This window comes from Sulfitobacter sp. SH24, from assembly GCF_965641895.1.
GTDB classification, from domain to species: Bacteria; Pseudomonadota; Alphaproteobacteria; order Rhodobacterales; family Rhodobacteraceae; genus Sulfitobacter; species Sulfitobacter dubius.
This window is the reverse complement of sequence record NZ_OZ282575.1, coordinates 729533-743535: the sequence shown is the minus strand read 5'-3', so window position 1 is coordinate 743535 and position 14003 is coordinate 729533. Positions and strand designations below refer to the sequence as shown.

16 protein-coding genes are annotated in these 14003 nt (G+C 62.2%); 10 read left to right on the top strand and 6 right to left on the bottom strand.

What is annotated here, in order from left to right; translation table 11 throughout:
* The first annotated feature begins 48 nt into the window (after positions 1 to 48).
* The 6 genes from ACSQ16_RS06155 (at position 49) to ACSQ16_RS06130 (ending at position 6293) form a co-directional block, all read left to right on the top strand.
* The gene (locus tag ACSQ16_RS06155) at positions 49 to 1125 is read left to right on the top strand and encodes a tricarboxylate transporter (protein WP_243261315.1); all 1077 of its coding nucleotides are present in this window, start codon (positions 49 to 51) and stop codon (positions 1123 to 1125) included.
* Between the two features lie 71 nt (positions 1126 to 1196).
* A complete protein-coding gene (locus tag ACSQ16_RS06150) occupies positions 1197 to 3227 on the top strand; it encodes a tripartite tricarboxylate transporter permease (protein WP_243261316.1) in 2031 nt (676 codons plus the stop codon).
* 11 nt (positions 3228 to 3238) lie between these two features.
* Positions 3239 to 4327: a 4-oxalomesaconate tautomerase gene (locus ACSQ16_RS06145; protein ID WP_243261317.1), complete on the top strand. Its 1089-nt coding sequence runs from the start codon at positions 3239 to 3241 to the stop codon at positions 4325 to 4327.
* Between the two features lies 1 nt (position 4328).
* Positions 4329 to 5144, top strand: coding sequence for a universal stress protein (locus ACSQ16_RS06140; protein ID WP_243261318.1), 816 nt, complete (start codon positions 4329 to 4331; stop codon positions 5142 to 5144).
* Positions 5145 to 5151: 7 nt separating this feature from the next.
* Positions 5152 to 5310 carry a hypothetical protein gene (locus tag ACSQ16_RS06135; RefSeq protein WP_269345510.1) on the top strand — a complete coding sequence of 53 codons (159 nt, stop codon included), beginning with the start codon at positions 5152 to 5154 and terminating at the stop codon, positions 5308 to 5310.
* An 8-nt stretch (positions 5311 to 5318) separates the two neighbouring features.
* On the top strand, positions 5319 to 6293 hold the full coding sequence (locus ACSQ16_RS06130; protein WP_243261319.1) for a D-2-hydroxyacid dehydrogenase family protein: 975 nt from the start codon (positions 5319 to 5321) through the stop codon (positions 6291 to 6293).
* On the opposite strand, the gene ACSQ16_RS06125 is transcribed toward ACSQ16_RS06130, so the two are convergent.
* On the bottom strand, positions 6268 to 7332 hold the full coding sequence (locus ACSQ16_RS06125; protein WP_394805067.1) for an AbrB family transcriptional regulator: 1065 nt from the start codon (positions 7330 to 7332) through the stop codon (positions 6268 to 6270). The two genes, ACSQ16_RS06130 and ACSQ16_RS06125, sit on opposite strands and share 26 nt — an antisense overlap.
* Before the next feature lie 72 nt (positions 7333 to 7404).
* Here ACSQ16_RS06125 and ACSQ16_RS06120 point away from each other — a divergent pair, with 72 nt between their 5' ends.
* From ACSQ16_RS06120 to tcuB, 3 genes are read left to right on the top strand one after another with little or no spacing between them, the layout of a single operon-like run.
* Entirely contained in the window at positions 7405 to 8085 is a 681-nt protein-coding gene (locus tag ACSQ16_RS06120; RefSeq protein ID WP_243261321.1) for a GntR family transcriptional regulator, read from the top strand.
* The gene (gene tcuA / locus ACSQ16_RS06115) at positions 8082 to 9467 is read left to right on the top strand and encodes an FAD-dependent tricarballylate dehydrogenase TcuA (protein WP_243261322.1); all 1386 of its coding nucleotides are present in this window, start codon (positions 8082 to 8084) and stop codon (positions 9465 to 9467) included. Before ACSQ16_RS06120 ends, tcuA begins: the two co-directional genes overlap by 4 nt.
* Positions 9457 to 10524: a tricarballylate utilization 4Fe-4S protein TcuB gene (tcuB, locus tag ACSQ16_RS06110; protein WP_243261323.1), complete on the top strand. Its 1068-nt coding sequence runs from the start codon at positions 9457 to 9459 to the stop codon at positions 10522 to 10524. Before tcuA ends, tcuB begins: the two co-directional genes overlap by 11 nt.
* 21 nt (positions 10525 to 10545) lie before the next feature.
* Here the strand turns inward: tcuB and ACSQ16_RS06105 are convergent, their stop codons facing one another.
* The gene (locus ACSQ16_RS06105; RefSeq protein ID WP_435988713.1) at positions 10546 to 10788 is read right to left on the bottom strand and encodes a hypothetical protein; all 243 of its coding nucleotides are present in this window, start codon (positions 10786 to 10788) and stop codon (positions 10546 to 10548) included.
* A gap of 107 nt (positions 10789 to 10895) precedes the next feature.
* Here ACSQ16_RS06105 and ACSQ16_RS06100 point away from each other — a divergent pair, with 107 nt between their 5' ends.
* Positions 10896 to 11261: a bestrophin family ion channel gene (locus ACSQ16_RS06100; RefSeq protein WP_243261324.1), complete on the top strand. Its 366-nt coding sequence runs from the start codon at positions 10896 to 10898 to the stop codon at positions 11259 to 11261.
* Between the two features lie 130 nt (positions 11262 to 11391).
* On the opposite strand, the gene ACSQ16_RS06095 is transcribed toward ACSQ16_RS06100, so the two are convergent.
* The 4 genes from ACSQ16_RS06095 to ACSQ16_RS06080 all read right to left on the bottom strand — a co-directional run bounded on the left by ACSQ16_RS06095 (position 11392) and on the right by ACSQ16_RS06080 (position 13961).
* The gene (locus tag ACSQ16_RS06095; protein WP_243261325.1) at positions 11392 to 11853 is read right to left on the bottom strand and encodes a LysR substrate-binding domain-containing protein; all 462 of its coding nucleotides are present in this window, start codon (positions 11851 to 11853) and stop codon (positions 11392 to 11394) included.
* A gap of 302 nt (positions 11854 to 12155) precedes the next feature.
* Positions 12156 to 12314, bottom strand: coding sequence for a hypothetical protein (locus ACSQ16_RS06090; RefSeq protein WP_243261326.1), 159 nt, complete (start codon positions 12312 to 12314; stop codon positions 12156 to 12158).
* A gap of 114 nt (positions 12315 to 12428) precedes the next feature.
* Entirely contained in the window at positions 12429 to 12935 is a 507-nt protein-coding gene (locus tag ACSQ16_RS06085) for a hypothetical protein (RefSeq protein WP_093928258.1), read from the bottom strand.
* A gap of 75 nt (positions 12936 to 13010) precedes the next feature.
* Entirely contained in the window at positions 13011 to 13961 is a 951-nt protein-coding gene (locus ACSQ16_RS06080; RefSeq protein ID WP_243261327.1) for an SDR family oxidoreductase, read from the bottom strand.
* Between the last annotated feature and the right edge of the window lie 42 nt (positions 13962 to 14003).

The window sequence follows — 14003 nt, the reverse complement described above, 5'->3', positions numbered from 1 at the left end:
GCAGATGTGAAAGTCTGACCGCTACAGAATGTCTACGGGAGGACACCTATGACTATCAAGTATTTCGCCGCAACCGCTGCATCCGCCGCCTGCCTCGCCGCTCCGGCGCTGGCCGAGGTTGACTTTGCAGGCAAGACCATCGAGTGGGTCATCCCCTTCTCGGAAACGGGTGGCTCGGCCAAATGGGCCAACTTCTTTGCCCCGCTCTTGTCCGAAGAACTGCCCGGCAACCCCACCGTCGTCGTCAAGTTCATGCCAGGTGCTGGTTCGACCAAAGGCGCCAACTGGTTCCAAGAGCAAGAGCATGACGAGGGCACGGTCCTTTTCGGCACCTCTGGCTCGACCCAGTTCCCCTATCTGCTGGACGATCCGCGCGTGCGGTATGAGTACAGCGACTGGAAGCCTGTCATGGCATCGGGCACCGGCGGGGTCGCCTATCTGAACCCCACAGACGGTGAGAAATTCGACGGCACTGCCAACAATCTCAAAGACGTCAACTTCATCTACGGCTCGCAGGGGGCCACGCGCCTTGACCTCGTGCCGCTGCTGGCATGGGAGATGCTGGGCATGAATGTCGAGCCGGTCTTTGGCATCAAGGGCCGTGGCGATGGCCGTCTTATGTTTGAACGCGGCGAGGCCACGATCGACTATCAGACCTCGTCAAGCTACCTCGGTGCCTCTGCCGATTTGGTCGAAAAGGGTCAAGCCGTGCCGATGATGACCTGGGGTGCGCTGGACGAGGACGGTAACATCGTTCGTGACCCCACTTTCCCCGACATCCTGACCTTTAAAGAAGTCTGCGAAGCGACCGAAGGCTGTGAGACCGAAGGTGAGGCTTGGGACGCGTGGAAAGCCTTCTTTATCGCTGGCTTCCCGGTGCAAAAGATCGCCTTCCTGCCTGCAGGGACGCCCGATGACGTGATCGAGACCTACACAGCGGCCTTTGACGCGGTGCGCAACCGCGAAGATTTCGCCCAGATCGCCGAGAAGCGTGTCGGGAAATACCCCGTCTTCGTAGGCGAAGGCGCGGCAAAGGCGACGCAGCGCGGCACGACCGTCTCTGCGGAGGCGAAGGCCTTCGTCACCAATTGGCTGCAAGAAGCCTATGGCGTTTCGCTGAAGTAAGCGGAACCCTCTTGGCCCCGGGTCAATCCCGGGGCCACCCCCCTTTATTCTAACATTTCGAGGTCGGTGCGATGGATCTGTTCGCAACCGCTCTGCCTGCGCTTGGCCAGGCATGGGCTCTCATTCTGCAACCTATGGTTCTGGGATATCTGGTGCTGGGCGTGGTCATGGGCCTCGCTGTCGGGGTCTTTCCCGGCCTCGGCGGGATCGCGGGGCTGTCGCTGCTTTTGCCTTTCATGTTCGGCATGGACCCTGTGCTGGGTCTGGCGCTGATGATTGGCATGGTCGCGGTGGTGCCAACCTCTGACACTTTCGCCTCGGTCTTAATGGGCATCCCCGGGTCTTCGGCCAGCCAAGCCACGGTGCTCGATGGCTTTCCGATGGCCAAGAAAGGCCAAGCCGCGCGGGCGCTTTCGGCGGCATTCACCTCATCGCTCTTCGGCGGTCTGGTCGGCGCGGCGTTCCTGACGATGTTCATCGTCATCGCGCGGCCCATCGTGTTGTCCTTCGGCCTGCCTGAAATGTTGATGATCTCAATCCTCGGCCTGTCCATGGTGGCGGTGCTGGCGGGGCGCGTGGCGCTCAAGGGTCTTGCGGCGGCGGGCCTCGGCCTGCTCATCGGCACCATTGGGGAGGCTGATGCTGGCGGCTCCCTGCGCATGGCGACCTATGACATCCCCTATCTAACAGACGGGTTGAAACTGGTGATCGTCGGCTTGGGCATCTTTGCGGTGCCCGAGATCGTATCGCTTCTTCGTCAAGACCGGGCCATTTCAAAAGAAGCCAAGCTTGGCGCAGGCTGGGGCGAAGGCGTGCGGGACTGGGTTGATAACAAATGGCTCTCGGTGCGCTGCTCGCTGATCGGCGTGGTGGTTGGCGTTATTCCCGGACTTGGTGGCTCTGTCGTTGATTGGATCGCCTATGGCCATGCGGTTCAAACGACGAAGGACAAATCGAACTTCGGCAAAGGCGAAGTGCGCGGTGTGATCGGGCCGGAGAGCTCGAATAACGCGAAAGAGGGCGGCGGCTTGGTCCCTACCCTGCTCTTCGGCATTCCGGGCTCTGGCTCCATGGCGATCTTCATTGGTGCCATCGCGCTGTTGGGATCTGGCGAGATCGAAGTCGGCCCATCGATGCTGCGCGACAACCTCGACATCACCTATTCGATCGTCTGGTTGCTGGCGCTGGCCAATGTCGTCGGCACGCTTCTGTGCATCGCGGCTTCGGGCGGCATCGCGAAGCTAACCACAATCCGCTTCACCTACCTCGCACCGTTCCTCTTCATGCTGATCTCCTTCGCGGCATTTCAGTCCGGGCAGAACTTCGAAGACATCCTTGCGCTCTTCCTGATCGGGCTGATCGGCATCTTCCTGCGCCGTTTTGACTGGTCGCGCCCGGCTTTCCTCATCGGTTTCGTGCTGTCCAACCCGGTCGAGAAATTCTCGAACCAAGCGTTTCAGATCGCATCGTTTCGGTTCCGCAAATCCTTTGAGGAAGGCATGGACTATATCTTCTCTCCAATCGTCATCGTGCTGCTGATCGTCACCGTGGTCTCTGTCGTGCTGGGCCTGCGTCAGGCCAAGTCGATCATGGCCGAAGGCGACGTTCAGTCAGGATCCAAACGCGCACCGTTGGTCTTTTTGCTGATCATCATGGGCTACGTCGTGGCCGCGCTGATCAATGCCTCGCTGATCCCTGACTACAATATGACCGACAAGATCGTGCCGCTGGTTGTGGGGGGCATCGCCCTGGCTGCGCTGCTGATCTTGCTGGTGCAGATGATCCTGCGTCCCGAAAGCGATGCGATCTTTGCCGACAAGGAAGTCTCGGGCGAGGACGCGGATGCGCCCTACGGGTTGTGGGGCACGCTGGCTTGGTTCGTGGGGCTGATCATCGCCACCTACTTCGTCGGCTTCATCCTCGCACTCTTGGGCTTTTTGGTCAGCTTCCTGCGGGTCCGGGCACAAGCACGTTGGCCGAAAACCCTGATCCTGACCGCCTGCGGCATCGCGCTGATGTGCGTCATGGCCGGTGCGCTTAACCGTGATTTCCCACCCGGTCTGCTGCAAGGCGCAGTCGATCTGCCGTGGCCGCTGAACTGAGGAGCTTAGAGATGACACAGACTGCTATCCCCTATCTCTTCATGCGCGGCGGCACCTCGCGGGGGCCATACTTCAACCGCGCGGATCTGCCGGAAGACCGCGAAACGCTGGCCGAAGTGCTACTCGCCGTGGTGGGCTCTGGCCATCCGCTCAACATCGACGGCATCGGCGGCGGCGCGGCGGTCACCACCAAGGTCGCGATGCTTTCGCCTTCGGACGATGACTGGGCCGATGTAGACTATTTCTTTGCGCAGGTCTCGGTCGAGGATCGGCTGGTCGATTTCAAACCGACCTGCGGAAATATCCTGTCGGGTGTCGGCCCTGCGGCGGTGGAATTGGGCCTCGTCCAACCCACCGGCGATGTGACAGATGTCAAAATCCACGCGGTCAACACCGGGGCCAAGGTGCTGTCCAAAGTGCTGACCCCCGGTGGCGTGCTCACCTATGACGGCAACACCCAGATCGCAGGCGTGCCCGGTGCCGGTGCCGCCGTGGCGCTAAACTTCATGGGTGTCGTCGGCTCTTCGACCGGAGCGTTTTTGCCCACGGGCAACATCCGCGATACCTTTGACGGGGTCGAAGTCACCTGCATGGATGTGGCCATGCCGATGGTCATCGCCCGCGCGACGGACTTTGGCCTGACCGGTTACGAGAGCGTCGCTGAACTCGATGCAAACAAAGATTTCTTTGCGCGGATGGAAGCAATCCGCCTTCAGGCCGGAGCCGCAATGGGCATGGGGGACGTGTCAAAATCCGTCACGCCGAAGTTCGGTCTGCTCGCCCCCGCCCGAAACGGTGGCACCATCGCGACACGCTATTTCATGCCGTGGAACACGCACCCCTCCATGGCGGTGACCGGGGCGCAATGCCTAGCGTCCTGCGCGCTCACGCCCGGCAGTGTGGCGGATGGGCTGCTCGACCGCCCCGGCCAAAGCCCAGCCGATGTGGTGCTCGAACACGCCTCGGGTACGATTGACGTGCTGGTGGATTACGACACGTCAGAAGGGTTCGCGCTGAACTCCGCCGGGCTGCTGCGGACGGCGCGCAAGCTGGCGGATGGCTGTGTCTTTGTCCCCTCGCGCATTTGGGAGGGTCGCTGACATGCCCGTGATGAACCTTCTTGTCGCCTTCAACGGCTCCGACGCCTCCGTCGCCGCGCTGCGCTATGCCGCTTCTCTCGCCAAACAGCGCGGCGCACATGTGACGGCGATCCTTGCGCATACCGCGCATGAGGTGATCGACCGTCGTTCCCGTTGGATCCCTGAAGAGGCCCGTGCCCTGTTGGAGGCAGCCAACAGCGAAATCTTGGCCGAGGTCACCCGCCGGTTCGAAGAACTCCGCCCCTCCCTCGGTCTGGGCGACGCGCTGGATATCCGCGAAGAGACGGGCCGCGTCGACACGCTGCTCTCCGAAGGCGCGCGCTATTATGACATGCTGATCGTCGGCGCCCGGACCGAGAGTGACGACGCTCATGTGACCCACCACCCGGACCGCATCGCCTTGCAATCTGGGCGTCCTGTGATCGTGGTGCCCGCGGGCTATGACGCAGGCGCGCGGCACAGCCATGCGGCGCTGGCATGGGACGGCGGACGCGCCGCCGCGCGGGCACTGTCAGACAGCCTGCGCTTACTTGAGACCGAAGGCCGGGTCAGTGTTTTGACTGTCGGAAAACGGACCTCTTGGCCGATCACCGACCTGATGACCCATCTTAACCGCCACGGCGTCGAAGCGGTGCATGAGAACTTTCCCACCACCCATCCGGTGGCGCAGACGCTGCTGTCCTACTGCGAAAGGCACGATCCGTCGCTGCTGGTGCTGGGTGCCTATGAGCACTCCAAGTTCCGCGAAGATTTCCTTGGTGGCGTGACCGCCGAGGTGCTGGAAAAGATCAAAATCCCCGTTCTGTTGTCCCATTGAGAAGCGAATGATGACCAATTACGAGAAAATCCACACCGCCCGCCGTGATCTGGAAAAACTGCGCGCCGAGTTGATTGCCAGCATCGGCACGCAGAAGGACCGCGACCCCGATCTGCTGATCCTACATGAGCGGGTGAGCAAAGCGATCAACGCGCTGTCCGCATAGGTGTAGGGATGAAGGTTCATATCCTCGACGACTGGTTCGACACCCTGCGCGGGTTGCCTTGCTTTGACCTGCTGGCGGGGCACGACGTGACCGTCTGGACGGATCATCAGCCTGACGAGGCGATCTTGGCCGACCGTTTACAGGATGCCGACTGCGTGGTGCTGTTTCGCGAGCGGACCAAGGTGACGCAGGGGTTGCTGGAGCGTCTGCCAAACCTGCGCCTGATCTCGCAGCGCGGCGCCCATCCGCATGTGGATGTCGCGGCCTGCACCGATCAGGGCGTGCTGCTGTGTTCCAACAAAGGCGCGGACGGGGCCAACCACGCGGCAGCTGAACTAACCTTTGCACTGATCCTTTCAGCCATGCGGCAACTGCCGCAGCAGATGGCCAGCGCCAAGGCGGGCAACTGGCAGATGGGCGTCGGGCGCAGCCTGCGCGGGCGTCGACTGGGGCTTTATGGCTATGGGCGCATTGGCCGTGTGGTGGCCGACTATGCCCGCGCCTTCGGGATGGAGGTCATCTGGTGGAGTTCTGACGCCGGGCGCGCGCGGGCGAAAGCTGATGGCGAGACCGTCGCCACGAGCCGCGCGGCGTTTTTCGGCACATGTGAGGTGGTTTCGCTGCATCTGCGCCTCACCCCCGAGACTCGCGGCAGTGTCACCGCGGAAGACCTCAGCGCCATGTCGCCCCGCGCGGTACTGGTGAACACCTCCCGCGCCGGGCTGATTGCCGAAGGCGCGCTGCTGCATGCGCTCAACGCCGATCATTTGGGCGCGGCAGCGGTGGATGTTTTTGACACAGAGCCGCTGACCAATCCCAAAGACCCCCTGCTCTCCCACCCCAAGCTGATCGCCACCCCGCATATCGGCTTTGTCACCGAGGATGAATTCGACAAGCAATTCGCGGATATCTTCGAACAGGTGAACGCCTATGCGGCAGGCGCACCGATCCATATGATCAACCCTTCCGTCTACGCGCCATAAGGCCCGCGACCAGCGGCGCGCCGACGATCACCAGCACAATGCGCGTTAGGTGGTGCGTGATGACGAATCCCAAGTCCGCGCCGGTCACGATGGCCAGCACCGTCATCTCGGCCTGCCCGCCCGGCGCGAAGGCGAGGAATGCCTCGACCGGATCGCCCAACCCTGCCCAAGTGACGAGGCCGGTGAAACCTGCGGCCAAGACGGCGAGCACCAGCACATAGGCGATGCCCGCCAGCACCACCCGCGTCAGCTCGCCCCATGTCACGCCCAGAAAATGCACGCCGATCCCGCAGCCGATGAAAAACTGCGCGGCAAGGATGGCTTCGGCTGGCGGGCGGCTGTGGATCAGGCCGGAGAGCGACAAGACAGCGGTGACGATCATGGGGCCAAGGATTGACGCGCCAAAGAGGCCGATCCGCTCTCCCCCTTTCCAGCCGATCAAGGCCGCGGCGGCCATCAGGGCCATCTCGCTCACCGGAAGCTCCGTCACCGGTGCGCCGATGGGATTGGTCAGCCCTGCCCCGTAGGCCAACGTCAGGAAGGCAGGCGCAAGGGTGACGATAATCAACACCCGCGTGGCATGGATCAGGGACAGTGCGCGCGGGTCGCCCCCCGCTTCGGCACCAAAGATCACCATGTCCTGCAGGCCACCCGGCATGGCAGCGTAATAGGCCGTTGGCCCGTCGAACCCCCAGACATGGCGGAAGAACGGAACGCCGATCAAGCCAATGAGTGTAATGAAAACCGGCACCAAGGCCACCGACATCGCCATTTGCGGGAGTTGGTAGAACAGGTCAGGCGTAATCGAGGCGCCGACCGCCACCCCGAGGATCGTGCGCGCTGCGACCGAGACTTGACCGAAGCCCTTGATCGGTACGTTCGACAATGCCGCGATAAGGCAGGCTGCCATCGGCCCGAAAAGAAATGGCAGCGGCAGATCAAGCCGCCAAAAGACCAAAGTACCACCCCCGGCGAGGATCAGGGTCAGCGTGCGATTTAGGGTCGATTGGGAAATGCGCATGGGCGTCCACTCACTCATTCTTCCGGGCTTGACCCCTTTGGGATACGATTGTATCCACTTGTATGCAATAGCGAACCTAGGGACGTTTCCATGAGCGATGAAGACCGCACACCGCAGGGCAACTCTACCTATGCGCAACTGATGGACGAACTGCGTGCCGGTCGGCTGAACCCCGGCGACAGGCTGCGTGAAACCGAACTGGCCGACCGTCTGGGCGTCTCCCGCACCCCCGTGCGCGAGGCGATCCGCCAGTTGGAGGCCGACGGCGTCGTGGCGCATATTCCACGGCAAGGGGCGAGCATCCGCACGCTCGACTACGCCGAGGTGATGGAACTTTACGAGATGCGCGCCGTGTTGGAAGGCACCGCCGCGCGACTGGCCGCCCGCGCCGCGTCGGACATCGAAATCGAAGAACTGCAGGACATGAACCAGCAGCTTGCCACTCTGGGCAATGTGCCCGAAGCCTTCACCCTAAACCGTCAGTTTCACGCAGCCCTCTTGGACGCCGCAAAGAACCGTTTTCTGACCCGGTCGATCCATACGCTGCAAAAGACGCTGATGATCCTCGGCCCGACAACCCTCACCGACCCTGCCCGCGCCGAGAGAGCGGTAGAGGAGCACTTTGGCGTTCTGGACGCGATCAAGGCCCGCGATGCTACTCTCGCTGAAGCTGCCATGCGCGCGCATATCGAAGCGGCTCAGCGAGTCCGTGTTCGCGCCCTGCGCGCACAGCCGTCGCGCGATCAGACCTATGACGGAGACCTACTGTGACCGTAGCCTACGATATCGTCGTGATCGGCGGCGGCAATGCAGCCCTTTGTGCCGCGATCACCGCCGCCGAAACGGGCGCCCGCGTGTTGATCCTTGAAACGGCACCGAAACCCTACCGGGGCGGCAATTCCCGCCATACCCGCAACTTCCGCTGCATGCACCACGGGCCACTGGGGCCGCTGGTCGAAAGCTACACCGAAGACGAATATCTTGCCGATCTGATGAAGGTGACGGGTGGCAAGACCGATGAACATCTTGCGCGCCTTGCCATCCGCACCTCTGAGGAATGCCTGCCATGGATGGAAGAACATGGCGTGCGGTTTCAGCCGTCGCTTTCGGGCACCCTCTCTTTGGCGCGCACCAATGCGTTTTTCCGTGGCGGTGGCAAAAGCCTTGTGAATGCCTATTACCGCACCGCCGAAGGATTGGGGGTGGATGTGCTCTATGAAGCTGCCGTCACCCATCTGGAGCTGGAAGGAGACCGGGTAACGCGGGTGGATTACACCCATGAGGGGGCCGCCAAGAGCCTCTCGCCCAAATCCGTCGTCGTTGCCTCTGGCGGCTTTCAGGGGGACACCGACTGGTTGGCCCGCGCATGGGGGCCAGCGGCAAAGAACTTCTTGATCCGCGGCACGCCCTATAACCGCGGCGTGGTTCTGGCAGACCTCTTGGATCAAGGCATCGCACAGGTCGGCGACCCGACCCAATGCCACGCCGTCGCAATCGACGGGCGCGCGCCGAAGTTCGACGGCGGGATCGTCACGCGGCTGGATTGCGTGCCCTTCTCCATCGTCGTGAACAAAGACGCACAGCGGTTCTATGACGAAGGCGAGGATGTCTGGCCCAAACGCTACGCCATCTGGGGCCGACTGGTGGCCGCCCAGCCCGATCAGGTCGGCTATGTCATTATCGACGCGAAATCGCTGAACCTGTTCATGCCTTCGGTTTTTCCACCAATCAAAGCCGATACGCTGGCGGAACTGGCGGGCAAAATGGGCCTACCCGCCGACGCGCTAGAGCAGACCGTGGCCGAATTCAACGAAGCCTGCGGCGATCATAGTGCCTTCCACCCCACCGAGCTTGATGGCGTGGCGACCTCCGGCCTCACCCCACCCAAAACCAACTGGGCGCGACCGATCACCGAGCCGCCGTTCTACGGCTATTCGCTGCGCACTGGCGTCACCTTTACCTATCTCGGCCTGAAGGTTGACGAAAACGCGCAATGCTCCATTGACGACCGCCTTGTCAGCAATCTCTGGGCGGCGGGCGAAACCATGGCAGGGTCGATCTTGGGCCAAGGCTACCTCGCCGGTTTCGGCATGACCATCGGCACCGTTTTCGGACGTATCGCAGGCAAGGAGGCCGCAGCCCATGCAAATTGATTTACTCCAAGAGGCCCGCCGTCAGGCCGAAATCTGCAACGCCTGCCGCTATTGCGAGGGGTACTGCTCGGTCTTCCCTGCCCTTCAGGCCGAACGCGCCTTCTCGGACGGAGACCTGACCCAACTGGCGAACCTCTGTCACAACTGCCGAGGCTGCTATTATGCCTGCCAATACACCGCCCCGCATGAGTTTGAACTGAACCTGCCGCAAGCCTTGGCCGATGTGCGCCAAGACAGTTGGGAGGAGTTCGCCTTTCCACGTGCCGCCGGGAAAGCCTTCCAGAAAAACGGCCTCGCCATCGTGCTCGCCACTGTTTTGGGCTTTGCCCTGCTCTTCTGGGCTGCCCGTGCGCTGGCCGCTGCGGGGGGTGAGGGGTTTTATGCGGTGCTGTCTCACAATGCGATGGTGGCGATTTTTATGCCCGCCTTTCTGTTTCCGCTGTTCAGTATCGCCATCGGGCTGCGGCGCTATTGGCAAACGGTGGGCGGCGCCCCGGTCCGCCTATCTCACCTAAGCGGAGCCATCGGCTCGGTTGCCAATATGCGCAACCTCAAGGGCGGCCACGGCGACGGCTGCAACTTTGAAGACGAAGACCGCTTCACCCATTCCCGCCGCTATGCGCATCAGGCAATCATGTATGGCTTTCTGCTGTGTTTCGCTTCGACCAGCGTGGCGACGCTGATGCATTACCTGCTCGATATGCCCGCCCCCTACGGGCTGTTTTCCGCCCCCAAGATCCTCGGGCTTTCGGGCGGTGTTCTATTGGTGTTGGGCTGTAGCAAGATGGTCTGGCTCAAGCTGCGGTCTGACAAATCACTCGGCGCGACTAATGCCTTTGGCGGCGAAATAGCCTTTACCGGGTTGCTGGGGTTTGTCGGACTATCGGGGCTGCTGCTCTATGCGGCAGGGGGCACCGGCTGGATGCCGGGGCTTTTGGTCATCCACCTTGGCGCGGTGCTTGCATTTTTCTTACTCACGCCTTTCACCAAGATGGCCCATGGGTTCTACCGAATGGCCGCACTGGTCAGGGATGCGCAGCGGCACGAGACGGTCTGACGCTGTGCTCCAGCAACGCTTTCAGATCGCCCCGGCCGCGCCGACAGACGGCGCGACCGGGAGGCGCTCATTCACCGAGCCGATGCTTTTCCCGTCATGCAAGAGTTTGAAAGCCTGATCGATCTCTTCCAGCCCCATGGTGTGGGTGATAAAATCATTCAGCTTGAATTCGCCGTTCCTATAGCGCTCGACATGGTCTGGCAGTTCGGAGCGGCCCTTTACCCCGCCAAAGGCCGACCCGCGCCAGACACGGCCCGTGACCAACTGGAACGGACGCGTCGAGATTTCCTGCCCCGCCCCAGCAGATGCGGCCCTCAGAGGGATGGCTGACTGGATCAGGGCGCATTGGGACCATCAATGGCTCTGGGCAGATGACCATTTCCAACACGCTCTCCTCACTGGCGCGATCGCAAGCCGGATGCGATCGCATCGCCACGACGCCCTTGCCGTTCGTCTACTCGCTTATGGTGCGCCGCACGATATACCTCTATTGCTGGCTACTGCCCTTCGCACTTATCGAGGCGACGAGCTGGTTCGCCCCGGTCTTCGCGGCGGTGGTCGCCTGTGTATTCTTTGGCCTGCAAGCCGTCACCAACGAATTGGAACATCCGTTTCGCAACGTCCAGAACGGCCTGTCCCTCGACGCGATCTGTCGTGTGATCAAGATTTCAGCCTGTGAAGCCTTGGGCCAAGAGGCGCCCGCGATGCGAACCTTGGAAAACTATGTGCTGACTTGAGCCGCTGGAATGCGGCTTTCGGCGGGGCTTCGTTCAGCGAAAGGCTCATTTGGCCGCACCATGAGGGAATCTAAGGCGACGTGGCAGATGCCCCCTTCATGCGGGACCAAATGGCCCAATAGGCACCGTCCTATTGATGGAGCTCTTTTGCCAAAAACCGAACGAACAGAAGCGTGAGGTTCTCGCGCCGCGAGGTGTCTGGCCAGACGGCAAAAATTCCCAACGGTTTCAGCCGCCAATCGGGGAACAGGCGGCTCAATTTGCCCTCCGCCTCCCCCCGGGCGGCGAGATGCTCGGGCAGAACCGTGGCGCCAAGGTTCTTGCAGGCGAAATGGTAGAGGGCATCCACGCTGTCCACTTCCAGCCGGGCTTGGCCCAGAACTTTCGCCTCTTCCCCACCGGGGCCGCTAAGGCGGGTATAGTCTGAGCGATGTCGGTAGCGCACCCAGTCCCAGTCTTCCAGATCGCAAGGATGTTCGGGGGCCGGGCACGTTGCGGCATAGTCGCTGCCGACCACCAAGGCGCGCGCGCTTTCGCCCAGTTTACGCGACATCATCGCACTGTCGTCGAGCCAGCCCGCGCGGATATTCACATCAAAACCACCGCCGTTTCAGGACAACTCGGTCAGGAAATCGCCCGCAAACTCACAGAACGAACAGATCACGCCTCGGTCATCGGCCTCGCCCGAAGACCGCATCGGCCAGCACCGCAATGTGATCGAGGCGGCCTAGGCCGCTGGCGTTCGCAAGATCGTCTACACCAGCATTCAGGGCCCCGAAGATGGGACCGCTTCTCGCCGGTTGTGCAGAGCAACCGCCAGACCGAGGCCAAGATCGCCAACAGCGCGGGAGACGGTAAATGCGGGTACACGACCCGCTCCGAACTAGCCTATGCCTATGCCGCTTTGCTGTCGCGGGACGAATTGAACGGCCAAATCTCTGATTTGAATGGCGCGCCGATCACTTCCGTGATTTCCGGATGATCCAGGCATTCGAAAAGGGCACCCGACCCCACGGTGCCGGTCGTGCCAAAGATGAGAATACGTTTGGTCATGCGTTGTCCGCCGATACGCTGACCGGCATGCTGCCGTTCCGTATTGCGCAGCTTAGCTGAGAAGACCTGTGCCCTGCTGGGGCACTCCTTACACTCCAGCCCGGTCGCCAGTGATCACGTTGATGCTTCTGCCATCGACAGCTGCTGCCTGTAATCCTGAAGTCGGGCGTTGGCGTTGCTGTCAATGAGGATAAGAACCGTGAACAAGGCGATAGCAGTGATCAGGCTCGCGCGCCAATAGGGCCCGTCGAGGAAGGGGATCGCCAAGGCGCAGAGGGCAATGATCGCCGGGAACAGGCGAAAGGCCAGGATGCGATAGTCGTTCAGCACCTTGTCGGTGCGGGCAAGCTCGGCGGTCAGGAACGCGGTGGCATCACTGGCATAAGTCGCAGGCACCGCTGCCAGACGGCTCTGCCCCAGCAAGCCCAAGCCGACGCCTAGGATCAGCAGCAACACACCCGCCACCAGCATCGGGACAAGTAAGGCGCGGGAGAAATCGGTGCCGCCCCACTGCCGAAACCCCAGGCCGGCGAGCAGGAAGGCCAGCCCGAAGGCGGCGAAGACCGCGCCGGAGTGCATTTCGAACCGCGCCCAGTCGCTGGCGGCTTTCACGATGTCCATGGGATGACCTTTCGATCAGAGGGTTGAAGGCGAGGCGTCCGGTGATCCCGGAGACGCCCCGAACTGTCGATGGGCTCAGAGCGTCCAGGTAAATCCGGTGTCCTGCTCGGACCGCTCCCAGAGCCGGGCCATGACCGGTTTGTCGTAGGCATGCGCGTTCAGCGTGCCCTTGCCCACCGGGCCGACGAACTCGCGGGTGCCGGTCGGGCCATAGAGCGCGCGCTGCTCGGTCAGCGCCTCTTCGGTAGCGCACATGACCTCCGGATAGGCCCCCTGCTCGGCGCTCTGGACCATCGGCGTCTTGGTCATCAGCCACCAGATGGCGCGCATGGTCCGGCTGCCGCTGGTCGAGATCAACGAGGTCGCCGACGAGCCGGGGTGGCAGACATAGACTTCGACGTTGCGGCCGGCGGCCTCTGCCCGGTCCTGAAGCTCGTAGGCAAACATCATCTGCGCCAGCTTGCTCTGCGAATAGGCGGTGTTCGCGCCGTAGCCCGCGTTCCAGTTCATGTCGTCGAAGCGGATGGTCTTCAGGCCCATGTTGTAGCCGAGGCTGGCAACGACAACGATCCGCCCCTGCGACTGTTCGATGCAGTCGAACAGCATCCCGCAGAGCGTGAAGTGGCCGTAGTGGTTGGTGCCCAACTGGCTCTCGAAACCGTCGGGGGTCAACTGGCGGGTCGGCACCTGCGCGATGGCGGCGTTGCAGATCAGCGCATCGATGCGCGGGGTGGTCTTCAGAACCTCTTCGGCGGCCTTGCGGACAGAGGCCTGTTCGGCCAGGTCCATGCGGACAAAGCGCACGGGCGCGGCGGTGCCGAACTCCTGCTTCAGTTCGCTAACGGCAGCGGTGGATTTCTCGGCGCTGCGGTTCAGCATCACCACTTCCGCGCCCTTGCCGAGCAGGATGCGCGCGGCCTGAAAGCCCGCGCCCGCATTGGCGCCGGTGATGACGTAGGTCTTGCCGGCAAGATTGCCGAGGCGTGCGGGCGTCCAGCCCCTGGGTCCGAAAGTCGTATCAGCCATCTGTCTGATCCTTGGTATGGGTCTATGGAGGGGGGGGCCGGG